This is a genomic window from Brucella sp. TWI432, assembly GCF_039674445.1.
Classification (GTDB): Bacteria; Pseudomonadota; Alphaproteobacteria; order Rhizobiales; family Rhizobiaceae; genus Brucella; species Brucella chromiisoli.
In genome coordinates, this window is sequence record NZ_JBDJNL010000037.1 from 1 (window position 1) to 13,506 (window position 13,506).

A 13,506-nucleotide genomic window follows, 5' to 3' on the forward strand; every position below is an offset into this window, starting at 1 on the left:
CAATAGAAAACCTCCGATTGAAATCGAAGGTCATGTTACCCTTTAAATAAGGGGTCCCGTTTGGATGCCGATAACCCCTTAAATGGGGTCCTTATTCCATGCTTAATCACAATCGAGGCCGACAATGCTAACTTCCTTCATGGAGGCTCTCTCGTCTGAGTGACGTTGCTGCAAACATCACTATGGCACATTGCGATGCCGTTGGGAGGGAGCGTCCATTCCGTCAGTTCTCAGCGGCAATCAACTGCCACGGGTTCAATCTAGGTATCTGTTTCCTAAATCAATTCTGATGACAAGGGATAACCGTGAATACTGTTGCCGTTGATCTTAAGTTCTTCGCGCAAGCTACGATTTCGGATGGCGCATTGCACTTGGGTTAAACTCATTTCGGTGCGGAGCTTCGCAAGCTCAGCCTGCCGACCATAATACTCTTCTTCATTATCAAGCAAATCAGAAAGTTGGCGTGTACCCATGTCAAAGTATTGCTCTCGATAAAGCACTCTCGTCTTTTTAAGCAATTCGATCTGCTTTTTGAGCATTGTCGATTTCATCTCACCAGCCGCAAGACTACGCGCGAGCGCAGTCTCTTTCAAATTGTCTTGCAGTTGCACAAATGCGAGCTTGGCTTCAGTTCCAGCTAAATTGTTTCGCGCGACATTTGCTCTTGCTGTAAGCGCACCGCCCTGCAAAAAATCAGACCGGACATCAACGTTTAGCCCCAGCGGTAGTTTGTTCACGCCGAGTTCTCCACCGACAACAGGCTGCAGTGCAATACGTGGAGTGACTTCCTTTTCAGCCTTTTCCAGGGCGACTTGGGCACGAGCCTGTGACAGACGGATCATACGCATATCGTCGGTTTCGCCTCGTCCCTTACAAGACTGGGTAGATATAACGACCCGTCCGCCTTGCGGCGTGCCTGTCAATAATGTCAGACGGTCCCTTGCCTCGCCGAGTTCGAGTTGGGTATCATTTGCAAGAAATGCAGCCGATTGCACTCGCTTGCGAGTTTCTAGGTGGTCGCTTGATGAAACAGCCCCGTTTGTAGCGCGTTCTGCAACGAGTTTGTCTAGCTCGGTAAGAGCTTTGAGCTGGCTTTTGTAGACGTCGAGCAACTCGCTCTTCATCTGCACGTCGGCATAAATTTTTAAAATTTCCAGAAGCGAATCGTCTACCGTTTTCTGGAATGCAATGTAATTGATCTGAAGATCAAAATCAGCCAACTTTACGGCACGCTTGGAGTTACCGCCATCAAACAGTAGCTGCGAACCAGTGAGGTCCACACCAGGTTTTCCAGTGCTTCCAGAACCGACGCCAGCTCCAGCAGCAACAGAAAGACCTGGGAAAAGTGCGGCCCGTTGTACTCTTACCTGATCCGCACTTGCGGAAATCACGCTTGCGGCTTCGCGCACAGATGGATTGATGAGAAGCCCATTGCGAGCGACTGCATCTATCTTTGCACCTTTGACAGGCGTCAAAGCCGGCATGACAGATGCCTTCTCGATAATAATCGCTTCCGTGCCATCGGCTGCAGGTAAACCAACGCATCCTGAAAGCAGGATACCGCTAGTAATGAACATTGCCGCTTGACGGATTTTTTTCAGGGGAGCTTGAAAAGGCATCATTTGGACTTCAGTTTCTTTTTCCTGCGACCAAATCAGCGCATTGTGGACGCCGCCATGCTGCGTGCGATACCTTACCTGTGCCGTCAAAATAAACGCGATATTGACAAATTAAACGGTCACGACCGACAAGCGGCAGCGAAAGATTAAATTCCAGTGATCCATCGCTGTTGCGATGAGCAGCGCGCCCTAATACCGCCTGTAGCGCCTCCTGTGACTGACCGACCGAAATGCGACGAACTTGCGCGAGGTCGCGCGGCATGCCGATACGAACATAACGCTTGTCCATATCGGAATATACTTTTGATACCGAGGAAAAGCCCGCGCGAGGATCAACCTCATTGAGAGTATCACGAGCTTGAGCGGGTGAAAGATAAAATATTGCAAGGGCAACTGTGGAGAGTTGCAGGAATGTGGCGCGCGCACCTAGCCATTTTATCATATCGGACCTCATTTTCGAGATAGAGTTTATTGGTAGTGTTGGTAAGGAACTGATTGGTGATACAGCTTTAACGTTCACGGAGTGCCTCCTGTGCACGGTTAAACGGCTTGATAAGATACTGCCAAACTGTCTTCTCGCCGGTGCGAATATCGACGGTTGCAATCATGCCTGGAACGATTGGAAACCGGGCACCGGCCTTGTTGGTCAGAAAGTCTTCGTGGGTTCGAATATAGGCGCGATAAAACACCAGATCCTGTTTGACCTCATCGCGCACAGTATTTGGCGATATTGTTACAACTTCACCAGCAAGACCACCAAAAATGGCATAGTCATAGGCCGAGACCTTAACCAGAGCGTCCTGTCCTGGGTGAATGAAAGCGATATCACGCGGTGATATACGCGCTTCAATGAGGAGTTGATCATTCATCGGAACGAGTGTCATCAGCTGTCCTCCAGCCGGAATAACACCGCCAATTGTGGTAACAGCAATGTCTTTCACAATACCGCGCATTGGTGCTCGGAACACCAGACGATCAAGCTGATCCGCCCGACCACGCATGATCGATGCCTGCACCTCTGCCTCGGCATTTATCTTTTGCAATTCTTCGCCTGTCTTTACCCGCAAATCGGCGCGCAATCGCGAAATTTCGAGCTTCGTCTGCGCTGCTTCGCGTCGCAGTTTGATCACTTCAACCCTACTGGTCGCTCCAGTGGACTGAAGCTTTTCCGCTATTGCAAGCTCCTGTTGGGTAAGTTCGAGGCCCTCTGTCAAGCCAGACAGGGATTCATGCAGGCTCTCACGACGGGATTTGAACAGAGCGAGCTCGTTGGCACGCAACTGTGCGAATTCATCGCCAGCCAGTTCTTGCGGAAAGACTACTTCATCCAGATCGCCCAACTCGGCGCGCATGCGCGCGGCGGCAGCGATGGAGGCGTGAAACTTCGCAGCCGCCTCCTCAACATTGGACGCAGTGCGAGTAGGATCGAGCTGTGCAAGAATCTGTCCGCGTTCGACGATATCACCTTCCTTGACAGAAATTAGCGTCAGAATCCCGCCATCGAGCGACTGGATAATTTGTTCTCTTGAACTGGGAACAACGGTTCCTTGGCCGCTTGAGACTTCAACAAGCGGAAAAAACCAGGCCCATGCAAGGAACAGGGCGAGCAGCAAGAATACAAGCCAGACAAATCGACTTTCCGAGCGCGCGGTTACGCGTTCAGCTGTGGTGTTAAGCGGCAGGCTCATGCGGCAGCCTTTCCGGATCGTAACTGGCTGAGAACCTTATCTTTGGGCCCGTCCATTGCAATCACACCATTATTGACCACGATAAGCCGATCAACAATACGCAGGATTGCGGGACGGTGTGTCGCAACAATCACCGAAACATTGCGTCCCAATTGGCCAAGCACATGAATAACGGCCGCCTCCGAGACTTCATCAAAGGAGGCTGTTGGCTCATCCAGCAGCAGGACACGTGGCATCCTAAGCAGGAGCCGTGCGAGCAACAGGCCTTGCTTTTGTCCGCCAGATAATCCGAGCCCGCCTTCTTGAACCAGATGATCCAAACCTTCAGGGAGCCGATTGATAAAATCCACCAGCCCCATTTTCTCGAGAATACCAAGGACATCCTCGTCGGTTGCCATAGGCGCGCCAAGCGTAAGGTTCTCGCGCAGTGTTCCGTGAAACAGTCGAGCGCCCTGCCCCATCAACCCAATGTCACGCCTGACGTCTGTTGGATCAATGAGCCCCATAACGATGTCGTCGACTCTAATCTCCCCTGTCAGGGGCTCCAAAAGACCAGCAAGACCAGACAGGAGCGTGGATTTACCTGCACCGTTTCGTCCCAGAATGGCGATGCGCTCGCCCGGCGCGATAGTAAGCTCATCAATTTTAAGAACGGGCGTTTCCGGGTTATGGCCGAATATCGCGTCCTTGATGCGAAATGCACCGCTGATGGTAGGCTTATGTATTCGCTGCTCTTGCTGAGGGGCATCGACGGGAAGAGCCATCAGGCCGTCAAGTGCCTTGCGCGCAACCTGCGCCTGTTGCCAGCGATTGATGATTTGCGTTACCGATGCCAGTGGAGCCAGCATCCTTGAAGAAAGCATAGAGGCTGCAACAAGCACACCCGTGCTTAATTCACCGGCCATAACCATTGGTGCACCGAAGAAGACGACAACCGCAAAAACTCCACCTTGAACTGTCTGTGCAAATGATGACAACCGGTTAACAAGATCGCGCAGCTCCATTGATGAACCAGACGTGGTCTCGTTATAATGGTTCCAAAGGTTCTGGAACCGCGTTTCAGCCTGCATCGACTTGATATCATCAAGCCCCTGGATGGCTTCAACCAGCATCGCGCTACGCAGCGACGATTCGCGGGTGTTGGTTTCAGCCAGCCGCCGAAGCCGCTTTTGTAACAATAGTCCCGGCACCACCAGCAGAACCATCGCCAAAAGAGGTATCCAGACCAAAGAGCCGGCTATGTAAAAAAACAATACGCAAAACAGCAGGAAAAATGGAACATCCGCGATCGCTGCCACGGTGGTGGACGTCAGCATTTCGCGTACATGTTCAAGCTCGCGAATCTGCGAAATAAAGGTTCCTGTGGAACGCGGTCGTGCGGAATTACGAATACGAAGTGCGTGGCCGAACACCCGATCTGAGATCCGCAGGTCTGCTGCTTTTCCCGCAATATCTGTAATCCGGCTTCGAGCAGTCCGCATACCCATCCCAAACAGGATCGCCATCATAACGCCAATGAACAAAACCCAGAGTGTGCTCATCGATTGTCCGGGGATGACCCGGTCATACACTTGCATCGAAAAAATCGTGCCGGCCAGTGCCAATACATTGGTTACCAGGGAAGCCGCCATCACTGCGCGATAGGGCTTTAAGTCAGCAAGGGCAATACTGCGCAGCCAGTCAGGCCGCCATGGAGCGATATAATCATCAATTCTCTTATCGCGACGCGATGATAATGGGCGCATCACAAACAGCCGTCGCAGGCGCTTAGCCAATTCCTCGCGCGAGAAGGGGGTCATTAGCCCCTTTTCACCGGCAAGAATTACCACGAACCCTTCGGCGGTTTCCCGTTCAATGACGCCGACTTCGCCGCCACTGAACTCGACAAGCAGTGGGAGCCTGACAGCCGATAGAGCTGAAGCCCCCTCAATCTCTTGGATGGACAGACTAACCGAACGCGCAAGTGTACCCAACCGGTCCTCATCTGTGGACGCAGCCATGTCAAGTTTAATGCGTTCCACAGAGATAGCCATTCCGTAATGCGTTGCGACGCGCATTACGGATTCGATCCATCCTCGGTTGGTGCGCACCCCGAAGGGAGCGCGACCAGATTGGTTTGGAGCGACTTTCACAATGTCAGACCTCGTAGTGAACGGCCGAGCGAAGTTCGTCTTCTAGCGAAGGTGCCGTCATCGGAATGCTGAGGTCAACAAAGTCGGAACCACCACTACCGGTGTCTGACGAAAACGGTTTAGCGTCGTTCTCCTCAGGCAGGATAGCGGACATCGCATCGTGCCCTGTATCAGAAAACAGCACGTCATCTACTGTGAGCAGCGCCTGTTGCTCTACAGCAGGTGCTGTAGAAGTCTGTGTGTCGATCGACGCCAGACCGAAGCTTTCACTGTCTTCTGCCATTGCAAAGGAGAACAGGCTCGAATGGTCAGAACTTGATGCCACAGAATCCTGGTGACTATCAATCGTCACGCCGTCAATCTTTAGAGTGACCGTCGTTCCACTTTCACCCGTCCCTGTATAAGATCCGTCTGACTGCAGTACCCAGTTTCCAGAAAGCGAGAGCGAATCTTCCGACGTGCCTTTGATAGTCAGGATATGGTTTGCATCAGTGATGGCCTTAACATCATCAGGGGTCAGATCTGTGATTGCATTTGTTCCATGAATTCCCAGATCAATGATCTCGATATTCTTAAGGTGTTGCTTAAGATCATCCCCACTGAGATCTTCGCCAAAGCGCAGGGCAACGGTGTCGGAACCGGCTCGGCCGTTGATGTTGGCCCCACTCCAAATAAAGGTGTCGTCACCTGTTGTGGCTGTTGTGGGTGTTACCGCAAGTGTAAGCGTGTCGGTCACATGCTGCGATTCCACTCCTGTTGCACTTTCAACGGTCCATGCTTCAACCTGAATCTGCGTACCCGCTGTGGATGTATCCTGATCAGAAAGCGCAGATGCGGCTTGAACAAAACCAAGCTTATCGAGATCGTCCTGCGACAAGCCAGTGATCGTATAGGCGTTGGTGAGTTGATCATAAGCGATCGATATCGCACCATTTTCTGCATCGATAAGCTCGCCGCCGATATAGAAGGCTGCATGCGCACCAAGACCGGTCAGCTTCAAGGTTGCGCTCTCGGTGCTTGCATCCTTAACACCTGCAACCGCAGCAGCCGCATCAACCATGGCCGCATTCAGGTTCAAGCTGATGATGCGACCTTCCTTACCAAATGACAAGGTCGGATCGATAGTTATTCCGTCAGCCACCGCTTCAACTGTCACTGGTTTAAGTGGCACAGTATCCACCCGGGTCGCAGACAGGCTATCTTCACCCGATTCAACGACGAGTGCAATATCCGTAAGCGTTCCGCTCCAATGTGGGGCTGGTAGGATTGCAACATAGGCAGGCATTGTACCGTCAGAAGAAATGAGCCAGGTATTCGTACTGCCATCGCCACCGGCGTTTGAAGCCTGGGAAGCAACAGTTGCATCCCCTGCACTTGAACCGACATAAAGCAGGAAGCCCACTGGCACGCCCGACAACAGAATAGACTTGACCGCCTCAGAACCATCATCGTCGTTGAGAGCAATAGCGAGACCAGTCAACTCGATCGCGTTGGTCTTTTCTGAAGTGTTGCTCTCCTTGCCTTTGACTGGCTGGCTTTCCACTGTGACGCCATTGTTAATAATCTCGATTTCAGCAGTGCTGGAGGCCGAAGCGGCTGCGGTATTTGATGCACCACTTTCCTTTGCCTGTGCCCAGGCTGAGAAAGTTACATTGCCAGGCTGGAGAACGGATCCTTCAGGCGCTGTATAGGTCAGCTCGGTTGAGCCACCCGAAGTGCCAATCTCAACGACGTAATAATTGCCATCCGGCACGCCATTTACACCGCTGATGTCGCTCAATGTGAGCGTTCTGCCTTCACCGTCTGTGAGCGTGCCATTGTCGTTTCCGTTGGTCGAAACCTGAACGTAAAGCTTGCCGTCAACAATTGTTCCTGAAGTGCCGTCTGCAACATCGAAAGCCGAAATCGTTGCAGTAACACTGGTTTCTCCTTCTGCAACGTCAGGAACGTCGATGGTTACCGTCGGCTCGTCAGTGACCGGAGTAATAGGCATGTCGGCGTGGGTATCTGCTTGTGTGCTGGTGCCACCCACTGCTGCAGCCGTCAACTTAGCGTCAAAATTGAACGCCGCATTGTTGTCATTGCTGTTAAGCGGCGGCGTGACTTTGATACCGGCGAGCATTCCATCAAGTGCGGCCTGACTGTCACCATTTGCAAGCACAACGACGGTTGCAGACCAGGTCGGCACGCCGTTGATAGTGGTAAAGATCATACCATCTACGGTTGTGCCTGGCGCCAGATTAGTGAGTGTGACAGTGTAACTATGAGCTACAGTCGCATCACTGGCCGTGACCTTAGCATTAACAACACCATCCAGAGTAAACGAAGTGTCTTCCGTCCCCTGCGCACCATTATAGCTCCATTCGTCAATAACTGGAGCCAGGTAAGATTGGCCATCGCTCAGATCTACCTTGAGATTCCATTTGACAGAATCAGTTTCGATGTTGGCAGGCGAATTGGCGTTCTGGCCTTCGTCCTGCGCAAGCACAGTCATTGTGATGGTCGATGAGCTGTTAGACACGCCCTTTCCGACAATGAACTCGACCGGGAGGTCGATGCCGCCAGTGCCGATCGATTTTGCGTCCGCACCATCATAGATAAGCAGCCACGAGCCTGTACCAATCTGGGACGCGCCATTGACGGTGACACCATCAGGAACACCCTCAATAACCACCCGGACGAGATGCTCGCTTCCATCTGTATCTTCCGAATTCACATGCAGGTTTACAGTCAATGTGCCGCTGGTACTAACGGTCGCTGTGTCTGGTTCTGCATTGTCACCGGCAACCTCATCAGAAGTTGTACCAGTGGCAGAATCCATGGTGATCGCCGTAATCGATGCATCGACTGCATCGGTTACTGGCAGTGCGTCAATTGTAAGCGAGCCATTCTTCACTTCAGTCACGGCAGTTAAAGTTCCATCAGTTGATGGATCAATCACTTCGTAAAGGAAATCCAACTTGCCAAGGTCACCGTCAAGATTGGCGGCACCCTTCGCGCCCAGACTATCGATCTGATCGGACGGGACAATATAGTAGGTTTTCCCTTCAATTTCTTTCGTTTCAAGGTTCGCTGCTGAAATTTCTGCTTCGCCTACATAGAGCGTAAATTTGCTCGCGTCGTAATCAACCGGAATGAAAATACTGCCCAATTTCTCATCTGTATCACCGTTTTGCGGAATGATTACCAGATTGAGCAGGGAGATTTCATCCTCGATAAGGGTGGCAGTTGATGTGATCAGTGCCTCCGGCGACGGAGTAACCGTGAAGCTGACATCGGTGAGAGGGCCTGTGCGAGAATCGCCATCGTTTTCAGTTGTAACACCAGCGACCTTCACGTTCACCGTCCCACTAAAATTCTCAGGAACAACAATGGATACTTTTGAAAGGTCACTTGCCGACACCATCCAGATCCTGTCGGTCCCGGTGCCCGAGACGACCATTGTCGCGCCGGTTAACGAGAAATTCTCTGAAAGTCCGGTGATGCGAAGCGTGGTGACTTCCGATCCGTCGGTGTCGCTAGACGCGACCGAGGTAATGATGTTGGACAGCTGGACCTTGTGTGCACCTGCATCGAGTGCTGCCTCTGTCGTGGTATAGGCAACATTTGGCAGTGTGATTAAGGCATTATCGGCGACACCGGTAACCGCAATATCAATCGTGCGGGAAACAGGCGCAGATGTTGACGTTCCGTCGACCGAAACCGCGCTCACAGTCAATTTGAAATCATCATTGCTGTTAAGCGGCGGTGTGACGGTCATTGGGTAGCTATTGTTGAAACCAACGATCGTAACCGCACCGCCACTGACAGTCAGCTTTTCACCGTTGTAGGTGATTACGGCTCCAGCAGGAATGCCCGAGATGGTGACGTTGAAGGTTTCAGAATCATCCGAACTCGTCGTTTTGATCGAGAGCGGGATTGCCGTATCTTCAAGACCCGTAGCGCGAGCGTTGAGCGCCATGGTTACTTCATCGGCAACAGGTTCAAACTTGATCAAAGAAAGCGTAGCTTCACCGCTGACACTTACATTAACACCATCACCGCTTTCATGTGGAGGATCAAGTGGAAGTGTGGATACCTCGCGATCATCATCATAATCTACCGTTGCCGCTTGCACTTTAATAGTGAGCGTACCCGAAACATCAGCCGGTAGCTTAACCTGCAGCGTGTTGAGATAGGTTGATGGTACCCAGATTGGTTCGCCGACATAGATCTGCGTCTGCCAGGTAGCACCACCATCTGTTGAATAACGGAATTCAGTACCAATGACTGTATCGGTTGACGTGTCAGATGAAAGCGTCGGAGTCAATACAGCATAAGTAAACTCATCCGGATCTGCATTTGACCAAGCCGTCTGCAGATCTGCGAAGCCGCCACTGGTATTCGATGCACCTGTGTAATTGCTACCAAGTGCAAACCAGGCATCTTCCTGACCCGCAACAGAATAGGCGTGATCGCCATTCATGGTGACGTCGTTTTGTCCATTTCCATCACTGTCGCTGTCGGTTCGCTCAGCCACAGGCGTAACGGTGATCTTCACGTCAAGATCAACTGTCTTGGTATCGCTATCAGAACCATTGGTATCGGTGCTGGTGATAGACAATTTGATCGTGGCATCCAGGCTGCTATGCGCTGGCGGCGTAATCGTGAAGGCATCAAGAATAGCTTCTCGATCAGTTTGGCTCAATGAACCATCAAATGTGATCGTTGCAGTGGTGCCAGAAACATTGTAGCTCCAACCTGCCGATGCATCAGGGGTCCCAACGGTCCAACCGGTGGGAACTTCAAATGTGACTTCGTTGATGACTTCGGAGCCGGCTGCAGTACCCGTATCAGTGACAGCTACACCTGCAAGGAAGTGAACAGCCGTATCTTCCGCTGTTTTACTGTCCGTCGCAGTGACATCACCAGCAACAGGAGTAACCCGCAGATCAATTGTCACACTGCTCGTTACGGTCGCTGGAATACCTGCTGAATCACTGTCTGTGTCACGGGTATTAAGCGTGATTACGACATCTTTAATATCACCGCTGAAATCTCGTGGTGGCGTGATGGAAATATTCGGTGCCGTTGCGAACGTGCTGGTTTCAGGCGAAGTGACAGAGCCGCTCGCACCAACGGTGTAATTCGATCCATTGATGGTTACGATCGATCCCGCAGGCAAGCCGCTGACAGTATAAGAATAACGTTCACTACCGTCAGTGTCGTTTCCAGCATTCGCATCGATACTAGTCAAAGCCGCGGTGAGATGGCTCGACAAATCGATTTTGCTGTCCTCAGCAAAAGTAAGCGTCGTGACATCGCTCTCAAGCTCCGCCCCGTCGGTTACTGCCTGAACATCAACATTGATGACCTGCGTGCTGGACGCTCCCGCCACGCCCGCGATCTTGCCGCCGCTGGCATCAACTTCATAGCTGGTCGCGCTAACGGTTACAGTAAAATTATTGCCGCTTTCAGCGCGTGGGTTTGCCCCAAGTGCGGCATACTCAGCGGAAGTCAGATGATAAATCCCTCGAGCATCGTCCGCAGCAGGCACGTCATTCACATGAGATACATCAGACAAGACGATGGTGATTTTACCATCGACTGGCGTAAGCGTTTTCGCACCCGTAGAAAGCGTTACGCCATCGGCGCCTGCGCCACTTATGGTCAGAGTAATTTCACCCAGGCGCTCTGGATTATCATTGTTATCCGTACCTGTGCCTGTATCGGTGATAACAGGTGTCTTCAGGCCAAGCGTAACTGCTGTGTCTTCGTCGGTATTGACGTTCTTGTTTGCCTCAAGCTCAGGGGCATCGGCAACCTTGGTGATCGTGAAGTCAAGCGTCTGCGTAACGGACTTGCCACCGCCGCTTTCTGCCATGGTGTAAGTGACAGTTGGGACATTTCCGCCGTAGTTCGGAGCGGGTTTAAAGCTATAGCTCCCATCTTTTTCGATGATCAGAGAGCCAAGGACATCCGTGCCGTTTTTCAGTTCAACTGTTTGGCCTGGGGCATACGACTCAGCGATACCGTCCCCATCGGCATCCACCGAAAAGCCAGTCAGAATGATTTCGTTATCAACGTCAGATACGAAATCTTGCAGCGATCCTTCAGCAAGGCCGTCCTCAAGGACATTTATCGTTTCATCGCCGCGCCCTATGATGTTGTCGTTGCTACCATTCACAGTAATTGTAATGACTTGGTCACGAGAAGCTCCGTGTTCGTCGGTCACCACCGCTGTGAAGGTTTCTGTTCCCTTATCACCATTATTTAGCGCTTGCGTCGCATCCCGGCTATTGTCGAGCGTATAAGTCCACTCACCCGTCTGAGGATCAATGCCCATTGTGCCATACTTCCCGTTGGCCGTGACGACGCTCCAGGTCAACGTCGCATCCTTATCAACATCAGACGCTGTCAATGTTCCGCCGACTACATTGCTTTGATCAGGATTTTCTGTTCCCTGCTCTGTCACTTCGCCGCTTGCTTCAGCAGTTCCGGACGTGATCACCGGACGATCATTGGCGCCGGTGACTGTGATGGTCAAGGTGCTACTGCTTGTCGCACCGTTAACGTCGACCGCAGTATAGGTGAAGGTCTCGGTAACTTGCTCGCCTTGCTTCAGGGATTGAGTTTGTGTCGAGGTATTGTCAAGTTCATAGGTGTAGCTGCCATCGCTATTCAGCGTGAGGGTTCCATAGGTTCCCTGAATGCTCGAACCCACCGTTCCAACAACATCGCCGAACTTGACTTCATTTACAGCTAGTGTGGCCTTTTCACCATCATCAACGTCAGTATCATTCGTTAACACGTTGCCGGTTGCAGTGGCAGTTCCACTTATCGGATCGTTACCACCGTCCTGAACGCCTGCTTCCGACACTGATCCGGTGTCGGCATTTGCAACCGGTGCATCGTTGGTGCCGTTAATTGTAATGAAGACTGTTCGGGTTTCGGTTCCGCCCTTCCCGTCAATCACCTCAACGTCGAAGCTCAGCTCAACCTTATCGCCTTCGTTCAGAGCCTGAGTAGCACTCAGCGAATTGTCGAGCGTATAGGACCAAGCCCCTGTTACAGCATCGATAGTGAAGGTGCCGTAGGTTTGATCAGGAGTGCCCAGCACGCTCCAGCTAAGCGTATCGCCATCGACATCGGATGCGTCAAAACTTCCTGTCGCGGTCGGATTGCCAGGAACTGGTGTGTTGTCATCGACAACACCTGCCTCAATCACTGTGCCGTCCTGGTCTCCCCCAGCAATCACTGGAGCGTCATTAACGGGATCAACCGTGATGGTGAGATTGGCGGTATCCGTGCCACCTTCCCCATCGCTGATCGTATAGGTGATGATCGGAACTCTGCCGTTCCAGTTTTCGTCCGGCGTAAAGGTGTAAGCGCCGTCGCTGTTGAGCGTAAACGTACCAACATTCTCAATTATCGCAGTGTCGCCAGCGCTGTAGTTGGTTCCATTGATCACAAACTGCGTGACAACAAGCGTATCACCGTCTGGATCAGTGTCAGCCACATCGCCTGCTGCGCTATCAAGCAGCACATTGCCGCTCACAGGCGTATCTTCGTCAGTGCTTACAGCATCATCATTGGCGGTCGGAGCAGGATTGGAAACAGTCCATGTGAAGGTTTGATCGACAGTGCTGGTGCCATCACTGACCGTGATCGTCACACTATGCGCACCGCCAACACCGTCCTGGCTTGCGGATGGATCAATGGTGCCGCTGATAATGCCCGTATTCGGATCAATCGTTAGTCCCTTAGGCAGCCCCGTGGCGCTATAGGTAAGCGTATCGCCATCAACATCCTTGAAGAAACCGCTCACATCAAGCGAAGTGATGGCATCAGCGTCATTGTTCGCTTGATCCTCAATCGTACCAACAGTCTCCGGCAGGTCATCGACTGGATCAACCGTGATGGTGAGATTGGCGAAATCCGTGCCACCTTCCCCATCGCTGATCGTATAGGTGATGGTCGGAACTCTGCCGTTCCAGTTTTCGTCCGGCGTAAAGGTGTAAGCGCCGTCGCTGTTGAGCGTAAACGTACCAACATTCTCAATTATCGCAGTGTCGCCAGCGCTGTAGT

At 52.0% G+C, this 13,506-nt stretch carries 5 protein-coding genes; all 5 read right to left on the reverse strand.

Translation table 11 applies throughout. The annotated features are described in order from the left end of the window. Positions 1-275: 275 nt before the first annotated feature. On the reverse strand, positions 276-1,709 hold the full coding sequence (locus ABE527_RS20990) for a TolC family protein (protein WP_499695581.1): 1,434 nt from the start codon (positions 1,707-1,709) through the stop codon (positions 276-278). Further along, positions 1,630-2,139 carry a hypothetical protein gene (locus tag ABE527_RS20995; RefSeq protein WP_499695580.1) on the reverse strand — a complete coding sequence of 170 codons (510 nt, stop codon included), beginning with the start codon at positions 2,137-2,139 and terminating at the stop codon, positions 1,630-1,632. The genes ABE527_RS20990 and ABE527_RS20995 overlap by 80 nt, the downstream gene beginning before the upstream one ends. Further along, the gene (locus ABE527_RS21000) at positions 2,129-3,307 is read right to left on the reverse strand and encodes a beta-barrel domain-containing protein (RefSeq protein WP_499695579.1); all 1,179 of its coding nucleotides are present in this window, start codon (positions 3,305-3,307) and stop codon (positions 2,129-2,131) included. The genes ABE527_RS20995 and ABE527_RS21000 overlap by 11 nt, the downstream gene beginning before the upstream one ends. Then, positions 3,304-5,439, reverse strand: coding sequence for a type I secretion system permease/ATPase (locus tag ABE527_RS21005; protein WP_499698213.1), 2,136 nt, complete (start codon positions 5,437-5,439; stop codon positions 3,304-3,306). Before ABE527_RS21005 ends, ABE527_RS21000 begins: the two co-directional genes overlap by 4 nt. Before the next feature lie 4 nt (positions 5,440-5,443). Continuing rightward, positions 5,444-13,506 (reverse strand): cadherin-like domain-containing protein (locus ABE527_RS21010; RefSeq protein ID WP_499698214.1); only part of this gene is annotated, 8,063 nt, incomplete at its 5' end.